Below are 21713 nucleotides of genomic sequence, written 5' to 3'. Positions count from 1 at the left end.
CCCGCTCACCTGGCGACACCATGACGACATGGCCCCCACGACCGCGTCCACCGATCCGGTGCGCCTCGACGAGGTCAGCAAGCAGATCATCGAGCACCTCCAGGAGGACGGCCGCCGCTCCTACGCGACGATCGGCCGCTCCGTCGGGCTGTCCGAGGCGGCCGTGCGCCAGCGGGTGCAGCGGCTGCTCGACGCCGGGGTGGTGCAGATCGTCGCCGTCACCGATCCGCTGCAGGTGGGCTTCACCCGTCAGGCGATGATCGGGATCAACGCCGACGGCGACCTCGGCCCGGTCGGCGATGCGCTCGCCGCGCTGCCCGAGGTCGACTACGTGGTCACCACCGCCGGCAGCTTCGACCTGCTCGCCGAGGTGGTCTGCGAGGACGACGACCAGCTCCTCGCCCTGCTCAGCGACCGCATCCGCACCCTGCCCGGGGTGCGCTCCACCGAGACCTTCGTCTACCTGAAGCTCAACAAGCAGCACTACAACTGGGGAACGAGATGACCAGCAGCACGCAGCCCGAGACCACCACCACCGGCACCACGCCGCTGGGCACGAGCCACCAGGACGCCGCCCGCGACCACCTGTGGATGCACTTCACCCGGCAGTCGGTCTACGAGGACGGCGGCCAGGTCCCGGTGATCGTCCGCGGCCAGGGCCACCACGTCTACGACGCCGCCGGCAAGGAGTACATCGACGGCCTCTCCGGCCTCTTCGTCGTCCAGGTCGGGCACGGCCGGACCGAGCTCGCCGAGGCCGCGGCCAAGCAGGCCGAGCAGCTCGCCTTCTTCCCGATCTGGTCCTACGCCCACCCGAGCGCGATCAACCTCGCCGAGCGGCTGGCCCAGGGCGCCCCGGGCGACCTCAACCGGGTCTTCTTCACCACCGGCGGCGGCGAGGCCGTGGAGTCGGCGTGGAAGCTGGCCAAGCAGTACTACAAGCTCGTCGGCAAGCCGACCAAGCACAAGGTCATCTCGCGCGCCATCGCCTACCACGGCACCCCGCAGGGCGCGCTGTCGATCACCGGGCTGCCGCCGCTGAAGGAGGCCTTCGAGCCGCTCGTCCCGGGCGCGCACAAGGTGCCCAACACCAACATCTACCGGGCCAGCGAGGAGCTGCGCGACGACCCCAAGGCCTTCGGCCGGTACGCCGCCGACCGGATCGCCGAGGCGATCGAGTTCGAGGGCCCGGACACCGTGGCTGCGGTCTTCCTCGAGCCGGTGCAGAACGCCGGCGGCTGCTTCCCGCCGCCGCCCGGCTACTTCGAGCGGGTCCGGGAGATCTGCGACGAGTACGACGTGCTGCTCGTCTCCGACGAGGTGATCTGCGCCTTCGGCCGGATCGGGTCGATGTTCGCCTGCACCGACCTCGGCTACACCCCGGACATCATCACCTGCGCGAAGGGGATGACCTCCGGCTACTCCCCGATCGGCGCGATGATCGCCAGCGACCGGCTCTTCGAGCCCTTCAAGCACGGCACCACCGCCTTCCAGCACGGCTACACCTTCGGCGGGCACCCGGTCTCGGCGGCGGTGGCGATGGCCAACCTGGACATCTTCGACCGGGAGGGCCTCAACGACCACGTCAAGGAGAACGCCCCCGCCTTCCGGGCGACCCTGGAGCGACTGCTCGACCTGCCGATCGTCGGCGACGTGCGCGGCGAGGGGTACTTCTACGGGATCGAGCTGGTCAAGGACAAGGCGACGCGGGAGACCTTCGACGAGGAGGAGTCGGAGCGGCTGCTGCGCGGCTACCTGTCCAAGGCGCTCTTCGAGGCCGGCATCTACTGCCGCGCCGACGACCGCGGCGACCCGGTCATCCAGCTGGCGCCGCCGCTGACCATCGGGCAGCCGGAGTTCGACGACATCGAGCAGCGGCTGCGCTCGGTGCTCGCCAAGGGCGCCGAGCTCGTCTGACCGGCCGCCCACCGCAGCAGCTTCGCCGACCCGCGCCCGGAGGGCCGATCCATGACCATGCCGCTGTGGTGGGAGCCGCGCGTGGCGTCCCCGACGGACCCGGCCGAGGCCACTGAACTCGCCGACGTCGTCGAGCTGCCTGAGCGGGCCGATGTCGCGGTGGTCGGCGGCGGCTTCACCGGGCTGTGGGCCGCCTACTACCTGCTGCGGCAGCGACCGGACATCCATGTGGTGGTGCTCGAGGCCGAGCACGTCGGCTTCGGCGCCAGCGGGCGCAACGGTGGCTGGGTCAGCGCCCTCTTCCCGGTCGGCGGCGACGCCCTGGCCGCCCGGCACGGGGCCGCCTCCGCCCGGGCGATGCTCGACGCTCTCGTCGAGACCGTCGACGAGGTGGGCCAGGTCTGCGTGCACGAAGGGATCGACGCGGGCTTCGTCCGCGGCGGCACCCTGGCGGTCGCCCGCGGTGATGCCCAGGCGGCGCGGGCTCGGGCGGGTGTCGAGGCGAACCGGCGGTGGGGCGGATCGGCACGCTGGCTGGACCGGGAGCAGACGCGGGAGCGGCTGGCGGCCGCCGACACCCCGGGCCGGCCGGTGCGCGGCGCCACCTTCGACCCGGCCTGCGCCCGGATCCACCCGAGGGCTCTGGTGGACGGGCTGGCCGCCGCGGTGCGCCGGCTCGGCGGGACCGTCGTCGAACAGGCCCGGGTCGCCGACGTGCGGCGTGCTGGTGCTGGGGCTGGGGGCGAGGGCCATCTGATCCGGCTCGCCGACGGCCGGGCGCTGTCCGCGGACGCCGTGGTGCGGGCCACCGAGGCGTGGACCGCGACTCTCCCCCGGCTGCGGCACCGGGTCGCGCCGGTGTACTCGCTCATGGTGGCCACCGAGCCGCTCACCCCGCAGCAGTGGAGCGCCGTCGGTCTGGCCGAGCGGGAGGTCTTCACCGACCACGGCTACCTCGTGGTCTACGGGCAGCGCACCGTCGACGACCGGATCGCCTTCGGCGGGCGCGGCGCCCCCTATCACCTGGGGTCGCGGATCGACCCGGGCTTCGACACCGACGAGCGGGTCTTCACCGCCCTGCGCACCTACCTGCGGCGGCTGCTGCCCCAGGTCGAGCTCGACTTCAGCCACGCCTGGGGCGGACCGCTCGGGGTGCCGCGGGACTGGCACCCCAGCGTCACCTGGGACCCCGAGGGTCGGGTCGGGTCTGCCGGCGGCTACGTCGGCGACGGGGTGGCCGCCACCCACCTGGCCGGGCGCACCCTGGCCGAGCTCATCACCGGCCAGCAGACCCGCCGCACCGGGCTGCCCTGGGTCGGGCACCGATCCCCCGACTGGGAGCGCGAGCCGCTGCGCTGGCTCGGCATCAACTCCGGCCTGGGCGTGGCCACCCTCGCCGACCACGAGGAGCGCCTCACCGGGCGGCCGTCGCTGGCCGGCCAGGTGGTCGACCGGCTCACCGGTCACTAGGGGCCACCCACCCGACCGCCGACATCGCGAGGCACCGGCCAGCCACGAGCCCGCTCGATCTGCTGGCGGCGGAATCGCTCGACCCCCTGGCGCGACGCTGCTTGGCTGACCGCATGGACCTGCTCATCCTCGGCGGCACCGCCTTCCTCGGCCGGGCCGTCGCCGCGGCCGCGCTCGCCCAGGGCCACCAGGTCACCTGCGCGTCCCGTGGCTCCGCCCCGATCGCCCCCGGAGCCACCCTGGTCCGGCTGGACCGCGACACCGACAGCCTGGCCGCGGTGAGCGATCACCGCTGGGACGCGGTCGTGGACGTCTCCCGGCAGCCGGGCCAGGTGCGGGCCGCGGTGCGCGAGCTGGACACGGCACACCGGGTCTTCGTCTCCACCGGCAACGTCTACGCCGACCACGCGACGCCCGGGACGTCCGAGGACGCCCCGCTGCTGCCGGCCTCGACCGGCGACGTGCTGCCTCCCGACGCCGACGGGCTGGCCTACGGCTCGGCGAAGGTGGCCTGCGAGGAGGCGGTCCGCGAAGGGCGGTCGACCGCGACCGTCGTCCGCGCCGGCCTCATCGGCGGACCCGGCGACGTGACCGGTCGGGTCGGCTACTACCCGTGGCGCTTCGCCCACCCCACCGGCGACGACGTGCTCGTCCCGCCCGACCCCACCTTCCCGGTGGCCGTCATCGACGTCGACGACCTCGCCGGCTGGATCGTCACGGCCGCGCAGCAGCGGCTCGACGGGACGTACGACGCGACCGGTCCGACCACCGACCTGGCCACCGTCCTCGACGCCGCGCGGCGGGTCGCCGGCAGCAGCGCGGTCGCCCGTCCCGTGCCCGCGGAGGTGCTCGCCGACGCCGGGGTCGAGCCGTTCATGGGTACCCCGTCGCTGCCGCTGTGGATCCCGGACCCGGACTGGCGCGGCTTCATGACGAAGACCTCGCGGCGGGCCCGCCGCGACGGGCTGGTCACCCGCCCGCTGGAGCACACCCTGGAGCGCACTCTCGCATGGGAGGAGGGGCGTGACGCGCCGCGGGCCTGCGGGCTCACCGACGCGCAGGAGCGGCAGCTGCGCGAGGTGCTCGACGCCCGCGGTGTGCGCTGACGGGCCGGCACGGGGCACCCACGGCCGGGACGACCCCGAGGGTGATATCCGGTGGACGTCGGGCGCGGCACGAGGTGGGATGGGCGTCATGGCCGACCTCGTCTACTACGTCGCTGCCTCGCTGGACGGGTTCATCGCCGGTCCGGACGGGCAGACCGACGGCTTCCCGGTGGATCCGGAGACGGTGGGCGACCTCTTCGCCCGCTACCCGGAGACGTGCCCGGCGCACCTGCGCGATGCGCTCGGGGTGAGCGGGGCGCCGCGGCGCTTCGCCGCGGTCGTCATGGGTGCCCGGACCCACCAGCCGGCCCTGGACGCCGGGCTGACCAGCGCCTACCCGCACCTGGAGCAGCACGTCGTCACCCACGGCGAGCTGCCGGACGACCCGACCGTGACCAGGGTCGAGGGGGACGTGGCCGGCCACGTGCGGCGGCTGAAGGCTGGGGGCGACGGGGACGTGTGGCTGTGCGGCGGGGCGGACCTCGCCGGTCAGCTCGTCGAGGAGATCGACGAGATCCAGGTCAAGCTCAACCCGGTGCTGCTCGGTGACGGCATCCCGCTCGCCCGGCTCGGCTACGCGCCGCGCCCGCTCGAGCTCGCCGGGAGCGAGACGCTGCCCGGTGGGGTCGTGCTGCTGACCTACCGGGCGCGCCCGGTCGACGTCGCCTGATCGCCACCTGACTTCCGGAGACCGGTGCGGCGACGCTGAGTGAGCGCATCCGGTCGCCTCGGGTCGGCGCGAGGCGACCGGATGTGCTCACTCACGAGCCGACACCGCGAGCGAGATCGGCGGCGAAGGGGGGAGGCCGCACCACTCCCTTCGTCGCGCCTCACCCCACGCGACGACGCCGCAGCTCGCGTTCGGGGGCACGGGGAAGGCCGTGCCTCCCCCTTCGTCGCGCCTCACCCCACCCTTCGCCGCCTCTCACCGCCCATCTGCGAGAACCTCTCCTTCACCCGAGAAGCCTCCTGGGGTGACCGAGCCTTTATCGGGTAACCCGATAAAGGGGTGGCGGGTGGGACGAAGAGGGTGTGCCAGGCTCGCGGCATGAGCGAGAGCGAGCTGGCGTGGCTGAGCGGGGACGAGACACGGCCGCACCCGGCGGCGCGGGAGGTCAGCACACCGGCCGAGCTGCGGACCGTGCTGGCCGATCGACGGCCGCTGCGCGGGGTACGCATCCAGGATCTCGACCTGCACCCCTACGAGGAGCTGCTGCTGACCCGGACCGAGCTCACCGGTCTGGTCGTCCTCGGCGGGCAGGTCAGCGACCGGCTGGCGGCCCACCTCCGCGCCCAGGGCGCCCTGCTCTTCCCCACCGACCCGGGCGCCCCGATCAACCCCTACCGCTCCACGCTCTATCTCGCCGACGAGCTCTACGACGGGCTGGACGAGGGCTACCCGAGCACCCCGGACGCCCGGGCCTACGCCTGGGACCAGGAGAGCGCCCAGCACCGCGACGTCTTCGCCACCCTGCTGCGGGCGGTGCACGACGACGCGATCACCGACGCCCTGACCGAGCAGCTCGCCGGTCGGCACGTCGTCGGGGTCATGGGCGGGCACGCCCTGCAGCGCGGCACCGACGGCTACGCGGCCGCGGCCCGCCTGGGCCACGAGGTCGCCGCCGCGGGCCAGGTGGTGCTCACCGGCGGCGGACCCGGCGCGATGGAGGCCGCCAACCTCGGCGCCTACGTCGGGGACGACGACCGGCTGGCGGCGGCGCTGGCCGAGCTCGCGACGGTCCCCTCCTTCCGCCCGTCGATCGAGGCGTGGGCGCGCGCGGCCATGACGGTCCGCGCCCACCTGCGCGAGGAGCGCATGCGGGACGGCACGACCACCGCCCGCAGCATCGGGGTCCCGACCTGGTTCTACGGCCACGAGCCGCCCAACGTCTTCTGCGGCGGCATCGCCAAGTACTTCTCCAACGCGCTGCGCGAGGACACCCTGCTCTCCCGGTGCGACGCCGGGCTGGTCGTGCTGCCGGGCGCCGCCGGCACCGTGCAGGAGATCTTCCAGGCGCTGACCCCGCTGTACTACGCCGAGCCGGGGGCCGTCGTCCCGCCGCTGGTGCTCGTCGGCACCCAGCACTGGCAGCACACCCTCCCGGTGTGGCCGGCGTTGCGCGCGCTGGCCGAGGACCGGTCCGTCGGCGACGCGCTGCACCTCGTCGACGACGTGGCCGAGGCCGCCGAGATCGTCACCGGCTGAGCCGGTCCGGGCACGGTCTCAGCCCCGGACCCGGTCTCGGACCGGCGTCGGACCCGGGCGAGGCGTCAGACCGGGACCGGCGCCCCGACGAGCCCGAAGAGGTCCTTGGGGTCCTCGGGCTCGGCGACGAGGTCGATCTCTATGCAGTGCCCGGAGCCGCGCACGGTGCTGTTGAGGTAGCGCAGCGCGCAGAAGTCCTCGACGGCGAAGCCCACCGAGTCGAAGATCGTCACCTGCTCCTGGCTCTCCCGGCCGGTGGCGTCCCCGGTGACGACCCGCCACAGCTCGGTCACCGGGAAGTCCTCGCCCTGGTGCTGGATCTCCCCCTCGATCCGCGACTGCGGGGTGTGCTCGACGAAGACCGGTCCCCGGCCGAGGATGGCCGGCTCCAGCTCGGTCTTGCCCGGGCAGTCACCGCCGATGGCGTTGATGTGCATGCCCGGGGTGATCCAGTCGTCGAAGAGCACGGTGGCGAAGGCCTTGTCCGCGGTGCACGTGGTGACGACGTCGGCGCCGCGGACCGCGTCCTCGGCGCTGGTGGCGACCCGCACGTCGAAGCCGAGGGCGCGGAGGTTGCACTCGGCCTTGGCCATCGCGGCCGGGTCGACGTCCCACACCGCGACCTCGTCGATGCCCAGCGAGGCGCGGTGCCCGAGCGCCTGGAACTCCGCCTGGCTGCCGGCGCCGATGAGCGCCATCCGCCGTGAGTCCAGCCGGGCCAGCTGCTGGCTGGCCATCGCCGAGGTGGCCGCGGTGCGCAGCGCGGTGAGCAGGGTCATCTCGGCCAGCAGCACCGGGTAGCCGTTGTCGACGTCGGCGAGCGCGCCGAAGGCGGTCACCGTCTGGTAGCCCCGGGCCGGGTTGGAGGGGTGGCCGTTGACGTACTTGAAGGCGTAGTGGCTGCCGTCGCTCGTCGGCATCAGCTCGATCACCCCGATCGGGGTGTGGCTGGCGATCCTCGGGACGAGGTCGAAGCTGGGCCAGCGGGCGAAGACGCCCACCATGCTGCGGGCCATCTCCCCGATGATCCGCTCGGGTCCTCGTTCACGGGTCCAGGCGGCCATGTCGGCGACTCCGACGAAGGTCGTCATGGGTGCTCCTCTCGGGCGTCGAGCTGCTCGTGCGCGGTCGGTGCGTCCGCACCCATCATGCCGAGCGCCGTGCGTCCGGTCGCAGCCACCCCGTGACGCGGCGGGTCGGGCGTGGCGGGTCGGGTCGGCCGGTCAGTCGAAGACGATGGTGCGCCGCCCGCGCAGCACCACCCGCCGCTCGACGTGCCAGCGCACCGCCCGGGAGAAGGCCATCGCCTCCAGCTCCTGACCGGTGGTGGCAAGCTCCTCGGGGGTCATCCGGTGGTCCACCCGGCGGAAGTCCTGCTCGATGATCGGGCCCTCGTCGAGGTCGGCGGTGACGTAGTGGGCGGTCGCCCCGATCACCTTCACCCCGCGGTCGTGCGCCTGCCGGTACGGGCTGGCGCCCTTGAAGGAGGGCAGCAGCGAGTGGTGGATGTTGAGGATCCGGCCGGGCATCTCGGCGCACACCTGCGGGCTGAGGATCTGCATGTACCGGGCCAGGGCGATGGTCTCGGTGCCGGTGGCGGCGACGATCTCGCGGAGCCGGGCCTCGGCCTCCGGCTTCGTCTGCGGGGTCACCGGGACGTGGTGGAAGGGGATGTCGTGCCAGCGGGCGTCCGGCTCGAGATCGGTGTGGTTGCCGACGATGGCGGTCACCTGCACGTTGAGCTGGCCGGTACGGACCCGGAAGAGCAGGTCGTTGAGGCAGTGCCCCTGCCGGCTGACCATCACCAGGAGCCGGTGCGGGACGGCCAGGTCGTGCACCGCGACGTCGGCGTCCAGGGTGTCGGCGAGCCGGGCCCGCAGCCCCTCCTGCCCGTCGGCGCTGACCGGTCCGTCCTGGCTGCGCACGTGCATCCGCAGGTGGAACTCCCCGGTGCTGGGGTCGCCGAACTGCTGGCTGTCCACGATCGTCAGGTCGAGGGCCAGCAGGGCGCCGGTGACGGTGTGCACGATGCCGACCCGGTCGGGGCAGCTGAGCGTGACGACCAGCTCCCGCCCGGCGGCGGGCGGCGAGGCGGGGCTCACGCGGTGGCCGCCGCGAGCTGACCGCAGGCGCCGTCGATGTCGCTGCCGCGGGTGTCCCGCACGGTGGTCGGGATGCCGGCCGCGCGCAGCCGCTCGACGAACTGCTGCTCCACCCCGGGCCGGGAGGCGGTCCAGATCGAGCCGGGCGTGGGGTTGAGCGGGATCGGGTTGACGTGCACCCATCCGCGGCCGCGGGCGAGCAGCTTCTCGGCGAGCAGGTCGGCCCGCCAGGACTGGTCGTTCATGTCCTTGATGAGCGCGTACTCGATGCTCACCCGCCGCCCGGTGGCCTGGAAGTAGCGGTAGGCGGCGTCGATCGCCTCGTCCACCGACCAGCGGGTGTTGATCGGCACCAGCTCGTCGCGCAGCTCGTCGTCCGGGGCGTGCAGCGAGAGCGCCAGGGTGACCGGGATCCCTTCGGCGGTGAGCTTGTCGATGCCCGGGACCAGGCCGACCGAGGACATGGTGATCCCGCGGGCACTCATCCCCAGCCCCTCCGGGGCCGGGTCGACCATCCGACGGATCGCACCGATGGCGGCCTTGTAGTTGGCCAGCGCCTCGCCCATGCCCATGAAGACGACGTTGCTCACCCGCCGGGCACCGGCGGCCGTCCGCGGCTCGGGCTGCTCCCCCGGCTCGTCCTGGTCGCTCTCCTCGCCGAGCCCGGCGGTGCCGTCGTCGGCGACCGCAGGCAGGTCCTGCTCGGCGAGCATCCGGTTGGCCTCGACGACCTGGCCGACGATCTCGGCGGTGGACATGTTCCGGGTCAGCCCCTCCTGGCCGGTGGCGCAGAAGGGACAGTTCATCCCGCAGCCGGCCTGGCTGGAGATGCAGATCGTCGCGCGCCGCGGGTAGCGCATGAGCACCGACTCCACGAGCGAGCCGTCGTGCAGCCGCCACACCGACTTCAGGGTGGCACCGTCGTCGGCGCTGATCGTGCGCACCGGGGTGAGCAGCGTCGGCAGGAGCGCCGCGACGAGCTCCTCGCGGCCCGCCTTCGGCAGGTCGGTCATCCGCTCCGGGTCGCTGGTGTGGTGCTCGAAGTAGTGCGTGGAGAGCTGGGCGGCGCGGAAGCCGGGCAGGCCCGCCTCCTTCGCCGCCTGCTTGCGTCCGGCGAGGTCGAGGTCGGCGAGGTGCTGCGGCGGCTTCCCCCGGCGGGGTGCGGTCATCGTCAGCGCGCCGGGCGCCGGGCGACTGGTCGGGGTGGGCAGGTCGGTGCTCATCCCGCCCATCATCTCAGCAACCGCAGCCCACCCCGCCACCTCGCGCGACCTACCCCACCGGCTACCACGCAGTAAGTGTCGTGATCACAGCACTTACTGCGTGGTAGCTCGCGCTCTTGGGGTGCGGGTCGCGCTCTTGGGGCTGCGGGTCGTGCGCTTGGGGGTGCGGGTAGTGCGCGCTATGGGGGTTGGCGGGTCGGGCTCAGGGCATCCGGATGAGGCGCTGGTTGGCGAACTCGGTGATCCCCAGCCGCCCCAGCTCCCGGCCGAAGCCGCTGCGCTTGATCCCGCCGAAGGGCAGGTCGGCCTGGCTGCCCTCGGGCTGGTTGACGAAGACCATGCCGGCGTCGATCTGCTCGGCCACCGCCCGGGCCCGGTCCGGGTCGCCGGAGAAGACCGCCGCGCCGAGGCCGAAGGGGGTGTCGTTGGCCAGCTCCACCGCGGCCGCCTCGTCGGGCACCTGGTAGACCACCGCGGCCGGCCCGAAGACCTCCTCGCGGTAGATGTCCATCTGCGGGGTCACCCCGGTGATCACCGCGGGGGTCACGAAGGCGCCCTGCTCGCTGCGCTCCCCGCCGACGTGCACCGTGGCGCCCTGCTCCCCGGCGACCCGGATCTGCCGGGCCACCTCGTCGGCGGCCTCGGCCGAGGACAGCGGCGCCGCGGTGCCCCGGTCGGCGGCGACGTCGAGCAGCGCGGCGACGAAGTCGTCGTGGATGGACTCGGGGACGATCATCCGCTTCGGCGCGTTGCAGGCCTGGCCCATGTTCATCGTCCGGGCGCCGAAGGCCAGCTTGGCGGTGCGGGCGACGTCCTCGGTGTCCAGCACGACGAAGGGGTCGGACCCGCCGAGCTCGAGGACGACCTTCTTCAGGTGCCGCCCGGCGATCTCGGCGACCGCCGCGCCGGCCCGCTCGCTGCCGGTGAGCGAGACGCCCTGCACCCGCGGGTCGGCGATGACCCCTTCGACCTGGTCGGTGCCCAGCAGCAGGTTCTGGTAGACGCCCTCGGGGACGCCGGCCTGCTGCAGCACCTCGGCGAAGAGCCGGGCCGAGCGCGGGCAGCTCGGGGCGGGCTTGAGCAGCACGGTGTTGCCCAGCGCCAGGCTGGGGGCGACCAGCCGGGCGATCTGGTAGTGCGGGAAGTTCCACGGCATGATCCCCAGGACCACCCCGACGGGGCGCTTCTGCACCACCGCGCGGCCGCCGCTGGCCGGGCTGATCTCCTCGTCGGCGAGCATCGCCGGGGCCTGCTCGGCGTAGTGGGCGAAGATCGCCGAGACGAGGGCGAGCTCGCCGGCGGCCTCCCGCTGCGGCTTGCCCATCTCCTCGGTGACCACCGCGGCCAGTTCGTCGGTGCGCTCGGTGAAGATCTCGCCGCAGCGGGCCAGCAGCGCGCAGCGCTCGGCGAGGTCGACCTCCCGCCAGGACCGGTAGGCCGCGTCGGCGGCGCCCAGCGCGGCCGCGACCTCCTCGCTGGTGGCGAAGGGCAGCTCCTCGTGCACCTGGCCGGTGGCCGGGTCGATGCTGCGGAAGGGGGCACCTGCAGAACCGGTCATGGCGGCTCCTCTCGTCGTCGGGCGGGCCGTGCGGACCAGCCTAGACGGGGGCGACGGCCCGCAGCACTGCCCAGACGAAGGGGGCGGCCAGGGCGAGCGAGTCGAGGCGGTCCATGATCCCGCCGTGCCCGGGGAGGATGTTCGACATGTCCTTGACCCCGAGGTGACGCTTGATGCTCGACTCGACGAGGTCGCCGATGGTGGCCACCGGGGCGACCACCGCGCCGAGCAGCGCGCCCTGCCACCACTGCCCGCCGTCGAAGAGCAGCGGGATGAGGATCGCCCCGCCCAGGGCGCTGGTCAGCACGGACCCGGCCATGCCCTCCCAGGACTTCTTCGGCGACAGCGCGGGGGCCATCGGGTGCCGGCCGACGAGGACCCCGACGGCGTAGCCGCCGATGTCGGAGAGGACGACGAGCAGGATGAAGACGAGGATCCGCCACTGCCCCTGCGGCTCGGCCGCCATGAGCGCGGCGAAGCCGCCGAGGAAGCAGGGGTAGAGGGTGACCAGCACCCCGGCGCCGACGTCCCGGCCCGAGCCGGCCGCGCCGTCGGCCACCCGCCAGACGAGCACGGCGACGCAGGTGAGCGTGGTCGCCAGCACCAGCGCCTCGGGTCCGGAGGCGTAGGCCCCGACGGTCATGCACACGGCGCCGATGGCGACCGGCACCAGCGGCACCCGCAGCGCCTGCTCGGCGAAGGCCTGGCGCATCTCCCAGACGGCCAGCACGAGCGCGACGCAGATGACGCCGACGAAGAAGCGCCGGTCGGTGAAGACGGACAGCGCGACCGCGGCCCCCAGGGTGACCCCGGTGGCGATCGCCGCGGGCAGGTTGCGGCCCGCCCGGCTGGTCGAGCCCGAGCGCGGGGCGCCCTGGCGGTGCCGGGCGCCCGTCCGGGTCACCGTCGCGTCCTGCCCGTCGCTCACCTCAGACCTCGGAGAGCTCGGCTTCCTTGCGCTTGAGCAGCGCGTCCACGGTGTCGGTGTACTTCTTGGTGAGGGCGTCGAGCTCCTTCTCGCCGCGGGTGCCGTCGTCCTCGCCGACGTCGCCGTCCTTGACGAGCTTGTCGATGGTGTCCTTGCCGGAGCGGCGCACGTGCCGGATGGCGATCTTGGCGTCCTCGCCCTGGCTGTGCGCGAGCTTGATGTACTCCTTGCGGCGCTCCTCGGTCAGCTCCGGCATGGTGATCCGGATGACCGTGCCGTCGTTGCTCGGGTTGGCGCCGAGGTCGGAGTCGCGCAGCGCGGCCTCGATGGCCTGCATCGAGCCCTTGTCGAAGGGGGTGATGAGCAGCGTGCGGGCCTCCGGGGTCTGGAAGGAGGCCAGCTGCTGCAGCGGGGTGGGGGCGCCGTAGTAGTCGACGAGCACCCCGCTGAAGAGGCCCGGGTTGACCCGGCCGGTGCGGATCCCGGCGAAGTTGTCCTTGGCCACGTCGACGGCCTTCTCCATCTTCTCCTCGGCCTCGAGCAGAGCGTCCTCGATCATCACGGTTCCTTCGTCGTCTCGGTGGCGCCGGCCGCGGCCGCCGGCGGCGGCGCGGTCCCGACGGGGTCGGGTGGTCTGGTGCCCGGCGTCAGTCTCTCACTCAGGCGTGCACCAGGGTGCCGATGGGCTCGCCGAGCAGGGCCCGGGTGATGTTGCCCTGGCCCTCCATGCTGAAGACGACCATCCGCAGGTTGTTCTCGGCGCACAGGCTGAAGGCGGCGGCGTCGACGACCTTGAGGCCGTTGCGCAGCGCCTCCTCGTAGCTGACCTGGTCGAGCTTGCGGGCGGCCGGGTTGGTCCGCGGGTCGGAGTCGTAGACCCCGTCCACGCCGTTCTTGGACATCAGCACGGCGTCGCACTTGATCTCCAGGGCGCGCTGGGCGCTGACCGTGTCGGTGGAGAAGAAGGGCATCCCGGCGCCGGCGCCGAAGATCACCACGCGGCCCTTCTCGAGGTGGCGGATCGCCCGCCGCGGGATGTACGGCTCGGCGACCTGACCCATGGTGATCGCGGTCTGCACCCGGGTGTCGATGCCCGCCTTCTCCAGGAAGTCCTGCAGCGCCAGGCAGTTCATCACCGTGCCGAGCATGCCCATGTAGTCGGCGCGGGTGCGGTCCATGCCCTGCTCCTGCAGCTGGGCGCCGCGGAAGAAGTTGCCGCCGCCGATGACGATGGCCACCTGCACGCCCTGCCGGGCGGCGTCGGCGATCTGGCCGGCGACCTCCTTGACCACCTCGGGGGCCACCCCGACCTTGCCGCCGCCGAAGACCTCGCCGGAGAGCTTGAGCAGGACCCGGCGGTAGCCGCCGGGGGCGTCGGGGTCGTACCGGTCCGCGGGCGCGGTCGTGGTCATGCGGGATCCTCCCTGGGACGTGCCTGGCGGTCGCTCGATCCTGCCACACGCCTCCCGGTTCAGCGACGGCGACGGCAGCGGCAGCGGGCTCAGCGGGCGCTGGGCAGCTTGGTGCCGGCGACCTGGCGCTCGTCGAGGACCGAGCGGCGGAAGCGGTAGAGCCGGGCCGGGCGGCCGCCGGTCTCGGTGGAGGTCTCGCCGGTCTCCTCGACGAGGTCCTGGCCGGTGACCAGGCGCCGGAAGTTCTGCTTGTGCACCGGCTGGCCGGCCAGCGCCTCGACGACCGCCTGCAGCCGGCCCAGGGTGAAGGGGTCCGGGACCAGCTCGAAGACCACCGGTCGGTACTGGATCTTCGCCCGCAGCCGGGAGAGCCCGGTGGCCAGGATGCGGCGGTGGTCGCCGGTCATCGCCACGCCGGGGACGACGTCGCTCGCCCCGGACTCGGGCAGCGCGCCGATCTCGTAGAGCAGCTCGTAGCGCTGCAGCGCGAGCTCGGGCGCCCAGGGCAGCCCGTCCAGGGCGAAGCAGACCGCCGCCCGGCGGGCGCGCTGCCGGCGCTGCTCCCCGTCGGCCGCGGCGACCCAGGCCTGCACCCGGGGCAGCACATCCTGCTGCAGCACCTGCCGCCCGGGGGTGTTGCCGTCCCGGACGGTCCGCTGGTCCTCCCAGGGGAAGCAGGCGTACCAGTCCTGCCAGGCGGGCCCGCCCTCGGTGCGGGTGAGCCCGAGGTAGGAGACCGAGATCGTCCGGGTCGGGCGGGCCTCACGGCCCTGGTCGGCGAAGGTGTAGAGCTGCTCGACGTAGCCGAGGCGGTGGCCGGTCTGCTGCTCCACCCAGGCCCGCAGCCCGGCCTGCATCGACCGGTGGTCCGAGCGCAGCGGGCCGGACGGCAGCTGGCTCCCGGTGCCGGTGGTCAGCACCACCGGGGTGTCGCCGACGACCGCGGTGAGCACGGCGACGAGCTCGGTGCTCACCTGCTCGCTCGCCTGCGCGCTCATCGGGGTCGGGGCCGGGTCGTCCACGGCGCCATCCTGCCCGGCTGCCCCGGCACCGACGGGCCCGACACTCCTGCCGGTCGGCGCGGGTTGCGTTGTGCTCACGTTAAGCATATAGACTCTCACCCACTAATACTCACGACAAGCATAAGTCGCCGTCGTCGACCAGGAGCGATCATGAGCACCCTTCCCACCTCCCCCACCGACGACGCGGTCGCCCGCACCGCCGATCTCTACGAGCGGGTGCGCCACGTGGTTCCGGCGGTCGAGTGGGCCGCCTTCGCCGAGGACGTCGAGGCGATCCTCGCGCTCAAGCAGCAGAAGGACGCCGTGGTGCTGGCGCACAACTACCAGACCCCGGAGATCTTCCACTGCGTCTCCGACATCGTCGGCGACTCGCTGGCGCTGGCCCGCGAGGCCCAGCACGTCGACGCCGAGGTGATCGTGCTGGCCGGGGTGCACTTCATGGCCGAGACCGCCAAGCTGCTCAACCCGGCCAAGCGGGTGCTCGTGCCGGACCTGCGCGCCGGCTGCTCGCTGGCCGAGTCGATCACCGCGGCCGACGTGCGCGGGCTGCGGGCGCAGCACCCGGGCGTCCCGGTGGTGACCTACGTCAACACCTCGGCCGAGGTGAAGGCGGAGAGCGACATCTGCTGCACCTCGGGCAACGCGGTGGCGGTCATCGAGTCGCTCGGCACCGACCGGGTGATCATGATCCCGGACGAGTTCCTCGCCCGTAACGTCGCCGCGCAGACCGGTGTCGAGGTGATCACCTGGCCGGGCCGCTGCGAGGTGCACGAGCGCTTCACCCCCGGTGACGTGCGCCAGCTGCGTGCCGAGCACCCGGAGGCGCTGGTGCTGGCGCACCCGGAGTGCTCCCCCGAGGTCGTCGCCGAGGCGCACGGCTCGGGCTCGACCGCCCAGATGCTCGACCTCGTGCAGGTGCGGCGCCCGCCGCAGGTGGCCCTGATCACCGAGTGCTCGATGAGCGACAACGTCTCCGCGCAGCACCCGGACATCGACTTCGTGCGTCCCTGCAACATCTGCCCGCACATGCGCCGCAGCACCCTCGGCACGATCCGTCGAGCCCTGGAGACCGGCACCCACGAGGTGACCGTGCCCGACGACGTGGCCGAGAGGGCCCGTCGCGCGGTCGAGCGGATGCTCGCCCTGTGACGGCATCAGCGGAGGAGCCGCCGGTCATCGTCGTCGGCGCCGGGCTGGCCGGGCTGAGCGTCGCGCTGCGGCTCGCCCCGCAGCCGTGCGTGGTGCTCTCCCCGACCCGGCTCGGGCTGGGCGCGGCGAGCGCCTGGGCCCAGGGCGGGCTGGCCGCCGCGCTCGGCGCGGACGACTCCCCCGCGCTGCATGCGCAGGACACCATCGCGGCCGGCGCCGGGCTGTGCGACCCCGCGGTGGTGCGCTCGGTCACCGCCGCGGCGCCGGAGGCGGTCCGGTGGCTGCAGGCCCTCGGGGCCCGCTTCGACGGCGACGAGGGACGGTTCGACCTCGGTCTCGAAGGGGGCCACCGTCGCCGCCGGGTGGTGCACGCCGCCGGTGACGGCAGCGGCGCCGAGATCCTGCGGGCCGTGCTCGATGCCGTCGCCCGCACCCCGTCGATCACCGTGCACGAGGACACCCGGGTGGTCGAGCTGGACCTCTCCCCCGACGGCGCGGTCCGCGGGGTGCTGACCCGCGGCCCGCGCGGCACCGAGCTGCTGCGGTCCGCTCGCGTCGTGCTGGCCACCGGCGGCAGCGGCGGTCTGTGGGGCTGCACCACCAACCCGCTGACCGCGACCGGCTCCGGCCTCGCGCTGGCGGCCCGGGCCGGCGCGGCCCTGCGCGACCTGGAGATGGTCCAGCTCCACCCGACGGCGCTGGACGTCGGCGTGGACCCGGCGCCGCTGGTCAGCGAGGCGGTGCGCGGGGCCGGTGCGGTGCTCGTCACCGGCTCCGGCGAGCGGCTGCTCTCCGGCGACGGCGACCTGGCGCCGCGGGACGTCGTCGCTCGCGCCGTGGACGCCGAGCTGCGCCGGGGCGGCCGGGTGCTGCTGGACGCCACCGGCGGTGTCGCCGCGGGCTTCCCGGCGCTGGTGGCCGCCTGCCGCCGGGCGGGGCTCGACCCGGACCGGGAGCCGGTCCCGGTGCGCCCGGCGGCGCACTACCACTGCGGCGGTGTCCTCGTCGACGACCGCGGCCGCACCACCGTGCCCGGGCTGTGGGCCGTCGGCGAGGTCGCCTCGACCGGGCTGCACGGCGCCAACCGGCTGGCCAGCAGCTCGCTGCTCGAGGCGGTCGTCTGCGGCGGCCTGGTCGCGGCGGACCTGGCCGAGGACGACGAGCACGCGGCACGGTGGGTCGCACCGGGTCGCGGCGTCACGCCCGGACCGGCGCGCCCGCTCCCGGCGCGGGCACCGCGCTGGCTGCGCACCCTCATGGACCGGCATCTCGGTGTGGTCCGGGACGGCCCCGGGCTCGCCCTCGCCACCGGCACCCTGCAGCGCCGGCTGGACCGCGTCGGCCTGGACGGGCTGGACGACCCCAGCCTGGTCGCGCTGCTCGTCGCCCGCAGCGCCTGTGCGCGCGAGGAGTCCCGGGGCGGGCACCTGCGCCGGGACCGCCCCGGCACGGACGCGCTCGCCCGGCACACGTTCATCGACCGGGCCGCGGTGTCGGCCCCGGCGACGACCACCGTCGCGCCGCCCATGACCGCCAGGAGGAGCGCATGAGTCTCGATCCGCTGCCCGACGTCATCACCGGCCCGGTGATCAGGGCCGCCCTGGCCGAGGATCTCGGCCGGGCCGGCGACCTGACGACCGACGCGGTCGTGCCGGCCGACCAGCGGGCCACCGTCGCCGTCACCGCCCGGGAGCCGGGCGTCGTCGCCGGGAGCGACCTGCTGGCCCCGACCTTCGCGGCCCTCGATCCGGCGGCGCGCGTCGACCTCGCCCGGGCCGACGGCGGGCGGATCGGCGCCGGTGAGGTGATCGCCACCGTGTCCGGCCCGGCCCGGGCGCTGCTGACCGGGGAGCGGGTGGCGCTCAACCTGCTCGGCCACCTCAGCGGCGTCGCCACCGCCACCGCGGCGCTCGTCGAGGCCGTGGCGGGCACCGGCACGTCGGTGTGCTGCACCCGCAAGACCACGCCCGGGCTGCGCGCCCTGGAGAAGCACGCGGTGCGGGCCGGCGGCGGGGTCAACCACCGCTTCGGTCTCGACGACGCCGTGCTGGTCAAGGACAACCACCTGGCGGTGGCCGGGTCGGTCACCGAGGCGGTGCGGCGGGTGCGCGCGCGGGTGGGGCACCTGGTGAGCGTCGAGGTCGAGGTGGACACCCTCGACCAGCTCGCCGAGCTGCTGGCCGACCCGGTGGACGCGGTGCTGCTGGACAACATGGACCCGGGGACTCTCGCCGAGGCGGTGCGCATGGTGGACCGGCGGATGGTGACCGAGGCCTCCGGACGGGTGACCGCCGAGACGGCCGGCGCGCTGGCCGCGAGCGGGGTGGACCTGATCTCCGTCGGCTGGATCACGCACAGCGCCCCGGTGCTCGACGTCGGCCTGGACAGCGTGCCGGAGCGGTGATGCTCGACCGGTGACGGGGGTCCCGGACGCCAGGGCACGACGACCGGATCGACGAGGGTCGGCGCGGGGGCGCCTATCGTGGGGCGACGTGAGCGCCAGCACCCCCGCCCCGGCCCGTCCGGTCACCGTCGCCATCACCCGGCAGGTCCGTCCCGAGGACGAGATCCTCATGCAGGCCTGGGCCGATGCCGGCTCGACGATGGCTCGGCGGTTCGACGGCTTCCTCGGCTCGGGGTGGGTGCGGCCGGCGGCCGGCTCGCTGGACTGGCACATGCTCTACCGGTTCGCCTCGCCGGCGCACCTGGAGGCGTGGGAGCAGTCCCGGGAGCGGCAGCGCTGGCTGGCCTCGGGCCAGGGTCTGGTGCAGGCGACCCGGGTGGAGCACCGCACCGGGATCGAGGGCTGGTTCGACGAGCCGGAGGAGCGCCGCGCCGAGGACCTGGGTCAGCGGCCGCCGCCGGCACCGCCGCGGTGGAAGCAGATGGTGGTCATCTTCACCGCCTTCTTCCCCACCAGCCTCGCGCTGGCCTACCTGCTGGCGCCGGTGACCGACGGCTGGCCGGTGGTGGGCCGGGTGCTGCTCACCTGCGCGGTGGCGATCCCGTGGATGACCTACGTCTTCCTCCCCTTCGTCACCCGGCTCTACCTGCCCTGGACCACCGGGCGCCCGCGGCGCTAGCGCAGGCGCACGAACCCGGACCCGCGAACCCGGACGCACGAGCACAGGCGCACGAACGGGGGCCGGTCACCATCGCGGTGACCGGCCCCCGTTCGTGGGTGCTGCTGCGGCGGCTCAGGAGCCGACGCGGAAGCGGGCGAAGCCGGTGACGCTGGCCCCGGCCTCGTCGAGCACCTTCTGCACGGTCTTCTTGGGCTCCTTGGCGAACGCCTGGTCGAGCAGGACGTTCTCCTTGTAGTAGCCGTTGACCCGGCCCTCGACGATCTTCGGGAGGGCCTGCTCGGGCTTGCCCTCCTCCTTGGCGGTGTCCTCGGCGATGCGGCGCTCGTTCTCCACCGTGGCCGCGTCGACCTCGTCGCGGGTGAGCACGCTCGGGGCGAGCGCGGCCACGTGCATGGCCACGTCGCGGGCGACCTGCTCGTCGCCGCCCTCGGCGCCGACGATCACGCCGACCTGCGCGGGCAGGTCGGGGCTGGTCTTGTGCAGGTAGGCGACGACGGTCGGCGCCTCGACGCGGGCGACCCGCTTGACCTCGATCTTCTCGCCGATGGTGGCGTTGGCGTCGTCGAGGATCGCCTGGATGCTCTGCCCGTCGACGGTCGCGGCCAGCAGGGTGTCGGCGTCGCCGGCCTTGCTGTCGACGGCCGCGGCCAGCACGGTGCCGGCGAGCTCGCCGAACTTCTCGCCCTTGGCGACGAAGTCGGTCTCGCAGAGGACCTCGACGAGGGTGCCGACGCCCCCCTCGGCCTTCGCGGCGACCAGACCGTTGGAGGTGGTCCGGCCCTCGCGCTTGGTGACGCCCTTCTGGCCCTTGACCCGGAGGATCTCGGTGGCCTTGGCGGAGTCGCCCTCGGCCTCCTCGAGCGCCTTCTTGACGTCCATCATGCCGGCGCCGGTCGCCTCGCGGAGCGCCTTGATGTCAGCGGCGGTGTAGTTCGCCATGGATGTGCTTCGTCTCCTTCGTGACGTGGGTGGGGCTCAGGCCTGCTCGGCCTGGGCGGGCTGCTCGGCCGGGGCCTCGGCGGCGGGCGCCTCGGCGGTCTCGGCAGCCGGGGCGGCGGGGGCCTCGGCGGCCTCGGCAGCCGGAGCCTCGGTGGTCTCCGCGGCAGCCTCGGTGGTCTCGGCGGCCTGCTCGCCGGCGAGCAGCTCGCGCTCCCACTCGGCCATCGGCTCGGCCTCGGTGCCCTGGGCCTCGCCGGCGGTGTCGCCACCGCCACGGGTGATCAGGCCCTCGGCGACGGCGTCGGCGACGACCCGGGTCAGCAGGGTGACCGAGCGGATCGCGTCGTCGTTGCCCGGCACCTTGTAGTCGACCTCGTCCGGGTCGCAGTTGGTGTCGAGGATGGCGATGACCGGCAGGCCGAGCTTGCGGGCCTCGTCGACCGCGAGGTGCTCCTTCTTGGTGTCGACGATCCACACCGCCGAGGGCACCTTGGTCATGTTCCGGATGCCGCCGAGGGTCTTCTCCAGCTTGTCCTTCTCGCGCTGGAGGAGCAGCAGCTCCTTCTTGGTGTAGCCGGAGCCGGCGACGGTGTCGAAGTCGATCTCCTCGAGCTCCTTGAGGCGGGTCAGCCGCTTGGAGATCGTCTGGAAGTTGGTCAGCATGCCGCCGAGCCAGCGGTGGTTGACGTAGGGCATCCCGACCCGCAGCGCCTGCTCGGCGATCGGGGTCTGGGCCTGCTTCTTCGTGCCGACGAAGAGGATCGTCCCGCCGTGCGCGACCGTCTGCTTGACGAAGTCGTAGGCGTCGTTGATGTAGGTCAGCGACTGCTGCAGGTCGATGATGTAGATGCCGTTGCGCTCGGTCATGATGAAGCGCTTCATCTTGGGGTTCCAGCGACGGGTCTGGTGCCCGAAGTGGACGCCGCTCTCGAGGAGCTGGCGCATGGTGACGACGGCCATGCCGTGGTCCTCCTGTGCGTGGTGGGTTGTCAGTTGTGTCCTGGCGCCTGCACGCACCCCGCCCGATCGCTCGGGACTGCCGTGGTGCGCCCCGGGTTCAGAGATCTCTCGTCACCCGGCGAGAAGACGCGCGAATTCGACCAGCCGAGACTGGTCGTGACCCCAGTCTACGCAGCCGGGGACCTCCCGGCGAATCCGTGCCCGAGCGCCACCAGCGCCGCAGCCGCGAGCAGGGCCACGAGCACGGCGGTGCTGTCGCCGCTGACGAGGACGGTCCACCCGACGACGAGGCCCGAGAGCAGCAGGCCGACGGCGGTGAACGCCCCCAGGCCGGCTCTCACGACGACGACCGCGGCCAGGGTCGCGCCGACCACCCACCCCAGCAGCAGCCCGTAGAAGAGCGGCCGGAGGTCCATCACGTCGACCGGCTCCGTCACCTCCTGCCCGACCACCATCCCGCCGAGCACCGCGACGACGAGCAGCGTCGCGGCGACGGCCACCACGGCGGCCCGACGCAGCACCGGCTGGGGCCGGCCCCAGGCCCGGCTCCAGGCCCCGCCCCCAGCACCTGTCATCGAGGCCATCCGCTCATCCTCCTGCGCTGCTGCGGTCCGCGGACGGCTGCCCCGCGGCGC

Annotated in this window: 21 protein-coding genes; 10 read left to right on the top strand and 11 right to left on the bottom strand. The window is 73.7% G+C overall.

Annotated features, from left to right (window positions below; genetic code table 11):
* The first annotated feature begins 28 nt into the window (after positions 1 to 28).
* From BJY28_RS10185 to BJY28_RS10160, 6 genes are all read left to right on the top strand, one after another.
* Positions 29 to 505: an Lrp/AsnC family transcriptional regulator gene (locus BJY28_RS10185; RefSeq protein WP_179462912.1), complete on the top strand. Its 477-nt coding sequence runs from the start codon at positions 29 to 31 to the stop codon at positions 503 to 505.
* Entirely contained in the window at positions 502 to 1917 is a 1416-nt protein-coding gene (locus BJY28_RS10180) for an aspartate aminotransferase family protein (RefSeq protein WP_179462911.1), read from the top strand. The genes BJY28_RS10185 and BJY28_RS10180 overlap by 4 nt, the downstream gene beginning before the upstream one ends.
* Positions 1918 to 1968: 51 nt before the next feature.
* Positions 1969 to 3387: an NAD(P)/FAD-dependent oxidoreductase gene (locus BJY28_RS10175; protein ID WP_246313384.1), complete on the top strand. Its 1419-nt coding sequence runs from the start codon at positions 1969 to 1971 to the stop codon at positions 3385 to 3387.
* A gap of 113 nt (positions 3388 to 3500) precedes the next feature.
* Positions 3501 to 4493 carry an NAD-dependent epimerase/dehydratase family protein gene (locus BJY28_RS10170; protein WP_179462910.1) on the top strand — a complete coding sequence of 331 codons (993 nt, stop codon included), beginning with the start codon at positions 3501 to 3503 and terminating at the stop codon, positions 4491 to 4493.
* Positions 4494 to 4581: 88 nt separating this feature from the next.
* Positions 4582 to 5163, top strand: a complete 582-nt coding sequence (locus tag BJY28_RS10165; RefSeq protein ID WP_179462909.1) for a dihydrofolate reductase family protein — start codon at positions 4582 to 4584, stop codon at positions 5161 to 5163.
* A 378-nt stretch (positions 5164 to 5541) separates the two neighbouring features.
* Positions 5542 to 6699 carry an LOG family protein gene (locus tag BJY28_RS10160; RefSeq protein ID WP_179462908.1) on the top strand — a complete coding sequence of 386 codons (1158 nt, stop codon included), beginning with the start codon at positions 5542 to 5544 and terminating at the stop codon, positions 6697 to 6699.
* A 65-nt stretch (positions 6700 to 6764) separates the two neighbouring features.
* On the opposite strand, the gene BJY28_RS10155 is transcribed toward BJY28_RS10160, so the two are convergent.
* The 8 genes from BJY28_RS10155 to BJY28_RS10125 form a co-directional block, all read right to left on the bottom strand.
* The gene (locus tag BJY28_RS10155) at positions 6765 to 7790 is read right to left on the bottom strand and encodes an ornithine cyclodeaminase (protein ID WP_179462907.1); all 1026 of its coding nucleotides are present in this window, start codon (positions 7788 to 7790) and stop codon (positions 6765 to 6767) included.
* 132 nt (positions 7791 to 7922) lie between these two features.
* A complete protein-coding gene (gene purU / locus BJY28_RS10150; protein WP_343037052.1) occupies positions 7923 to 8801 on the bottom strand; it encodes a formyltetrahydrofolate deformylase in 879 nt (292 codons plus the stop codon).
* A complete protein-coding gene (rlmN, locus tag BJY28_RS16285; RefSeq protein ID WP_246313383.1) occupies positions 8798 to 10024 on the bottom strand; it encodes a 23S rRNA (adenine(2503)-C(2))-methyltransferase RlmN in 1227 nt (408 codons plus the stop codon). Before rlmN ends, purU begins: the two co-directional genes overlap by 4 nt.
* 202 nt (positions 10025 to 10226) lie before the next feature.
* Positions 10227 to 11582, bottom strand: a complete 1356-nt coding sequence (locus tag BJY28_RS10145; RefSeq protein WP_179462905.1) for an NAD-dependent succinate-semialdehyde dehydrogenase — start codon at positions 11580 to 11582, stop codon at positions 10227 to 10229.
* Between the two features lie 40 nt (positions 11583 to 11622).
* Complete coding sequence (locus BJY28_RS10140; RefSeq protein ID WP_343037051.1) at positions 11623 to 12510, bottom strand: phosphatidate cytidylyltransferase; 888 nt, start codon at positions 12508 to 12510, stop codon at positions 11623 to 11625.
* A gap of 1 nt (position 12511) precedes the next feature.
* Positions 12512 to 13069 carry a ribosome recycling factor gene (frr, locus tag BJY28_RS10135; RefSeq protein WP_179462904.1) on the bottom strand — a complete coding sequence of 186 codons (558 nt, stop codon included), beginning with the start codon at positions 13067 to 13069 and terminating at the stop codon, positions 12512 to 12514.
* A 100-nt stretch (positions 13070 to 13169) separates the two neighbouring features.
* Complete coding sequence (gene pyrH, locus BJY28_RS10130; protein ID WP_179462903.1) at positions 13170 to 13922, bottom strand: UMP kinase; 753 nt, start codon at positions 13920 to 13922, stop codon at positions 13170 to 13172.
* An 89-nt stretch (positions 13923 to 14011) separates the two neighbouring features.
* The gene (locus BJY28_RS10125) at positions 14012 to 14944 is read right to left on the bottom strand and encodes an NUDIX hydrolase (RefSeq protein ID WP_343037050.1); all 933 of its coding nucleotides are present in this window, start codon (positions 14942 to 14944) and stop codon (positions 14012 to 14014) included.
* Positions 14945 to 15094: 150 nt separating this feature from the next.
* On the opposite strand from BJY28_RS10125, the gene nadA reads away from it, so the two are divergent.
* The 4 genes from nadA to BJY28_RS10105 all read left to right on the top strand — a co-directional run bounded on the left by nadA (position 15095) and on the right by BJY28_RS10105 (position 19176).
* On the top strand, positions 15095 to 16093 hold the full coding sequence (gene nadA / locus BJY28_RS10120; protein ID WP_179462902.1) for a quinolinate synthase NadA: 999 nt from the start codon (positions 15095 to 15097) through the stop codon (positions 16091 to 16093).
* A complete protein-coding gene (locus tag BJY28_RS10115; RefSeq protein ID WP_179462901.1) occupies positions 16090 to 17643 on the top strand; it encodes an L-aspartate oxidase in 1554 nt (517 codons plus the stop codon). Before nadA ends, BJY28_RS10115 begins: the two co-directional genes overlap by 4 nt.
* Positions 17640 to 18497 (top strand): carboxylating nicotinate-nucleotide diphosphorylase, encoded by an 858-nt coding sequence (gene nadC, locus BJY28_RS10110; protein WP_179462900.1) that lies wholly within the window; start codon positions 17640 to 17642, stop codon positions 18495 to 18497. The genes BJY28_RS10115 and nadC overlap by 4 nt, the downstream gene beginning before the upstream one ends.
* An 88-nt stretch (positions 18498 to 18585) precedes the next feature.
* On the top strand, positions 18586 to 19176 hold the full coding sequence (locus BJY28_RS10105) for an antibiotic biosynthesis monooxygenase (RefSeq protein ID WP_179462899.1): 591 nt from the start codon (positions 18586 to 18588) through the stop codon (positions 19174 to 19176).
* 114 nt (positions 19177 to 19290) lie between these two features.
* Here BJY28_RS10105 and tsf read toward each other — a convergent pair whose 3' ends face one another.
* The 3 genes from tsf to BJY28_RS10090 form a co-directional block, all read right to left on the bottom strand.
* The gene (tsf, locus tag BJY28_RS10100) at positions 19291 to 20118 is read right to left on the bottom strand and encodes a translation elongation factor Ts (protein ID WP_179462898.1); all 828 of its coding nucleotides are present in this window, start codon (positions 20116 to 20118) and stop codon (positions 19291 to 19293) included.
* 36 nt (positions 20119 to 20154) lie between these two features.
* Positions 20155 to 21078, bottom strand: a complete 924-nt coding sequence (gene rpsB, locus BJY28_RS10095; RefSeq protein ID WP_179462897.1) for a 30S ribosomal protein S2 — start codon at positions 21076 to 21078, stop codon at positions 20155 to 20157.
* Positions 21079 to 21245: 167 nt separating this feature from the next.
* A complete protein-coding gene (locus BJY28_RS10090) occupies positions 21246 to 21662 on the bottom strand; it encodes a hypothetical protein (protein ID WP_179462896.1) in 417 nt (138 codons plus the stop codon).
* Between the last annotated feature and the right edge of the window lie 51 nt (positions 21663 to 21713).

This window comes from Janibacter alkaliphilus, from assembly GCF_013408565.1.
GTDB lineage: Bacteria > Actinomycetota > Actinomycetes > Actinomycetales > Dermatophilaceae > Janibacter > Janibacter alkaliphilus.
The sequence above is the reverse complement of the archived record's forward strand: the minus strand, read 5'-3'. Positions and strand labels throughout refer to the sequence as shown.

Excerpts from the sequence above, each read along its gene's own strand:
- BJY28_RS10185 (WP_179462912.1), top strand. The coding sequence starts at position 29 with ATGGCCCCCACGACCGCGTCCACCGATCCGGTGCGCCTCGACGAGGTC.
- BJY28_RS10180 (WP_179462911.1), top strand. The coding sequence starts at position 502 with ATGACCAGCAGCACGCAGCCCGAGACCACCACCACCGGCACCACGCCG.
- BJY28_RS10175 (WP_246313384.1), top strand. The coding sequence starts at position 1,969 with ATGACCATGCCGCTGTGGTGGGAGCCGCGCGTGGCGTCCCCGACGGAC.
- BJY28_RS10170 (WP_179462910.1), top strand. The coding sequence starts at position 3,501 with ATGGACCTGCTCATCCTCGGCGGCACCGCCTTCCTCGGCCGGGCCGTC.
- BJY28_RS10165 (WP_179462909.1), top strand. The coding sequence starts at position 4,582 with ATGGCCGACCTCGTCTACTACGTCGCTGCCTCGCTGGACGGGTTCATC.
- BJY28_RS10160 (WP_179462908.1), top strand. The coding sequence starts at position 5,542 with ATGAGCGAGAGCGAGCTGGCGTGGCTGAGCGGGGACGAGACACGGCCG.
- BJY28_RS10155 (WP_179462907.1), bottom strand. The coding sequence starts at position 7,790 with ATGACGACCTTCGTCGGAGTCGCCGACATGGCCGCCTGGACCCGTGAA.
- rlmN (WP_246313383.1), bottom strand. The coding sequence starts at position 10,024 with ATGAGCACCGACCTGCCCACCCCGACCAGTCGCCCGGCGCCCGGCGCG.
- BJY28_RS10145 (WP_179462905.1), bottom strand. The coding sequence starts at position 11,582 with ATGACCGGTTCTGCAGGTGCCCCCTTCCGCAGCATCGACCCGGCCACC.
- frr (WP_179462904.1), bottom strand. The coding sequence starts at position 13,069 with ATGATCGAGGACGCTCTGCTCGAGGCCGAGGAGAAGATGGAGAAGGCC.
- pyrH (WP_179462903.1), bottom strand. The coding sequence starts at position 13,922 with ATGACCACGACCGCGCCCGCGGACCGGTACGACCCCGACGCCCCCGGC.
- nadA (WP_179462902.1), top strand. The coding sequence starts at position 15,095 with ATGAGCACCCTTCCCACCTCCCCCACCGACGACGCGGTCGCCCGCACC.
- nadC (WP_179462900.1), top strand. The coding sequence starts at position 17,640 with ATGAGTCTCGATCCGCTGCCCGACGTCATCACCGGCCCGGTGATCAGG.
- tsf (WP_179462898.1), bottom strand. The coding sequence starts at position 20,118 with ATGGCGAACTACACCGCCGCTGACATCAAGGCGCTCCGCGAGGCGACC.
- rpsB (WP_179462897.1), bottom strand. The coding sequence starts at position 21,078 with ATGGCCGTCGTCACCATGCGCCAGCTCCTCGAGAGCGGCGTCCACTTC.
- BJY28_RS10090 (WP_179462896.1), bottom strand. The coding sequence starts at position 21,662 with ATGGCCTCGATGACAGGTGCTGGGGGCGGGGCCTGGAGCCGGGCCTGG.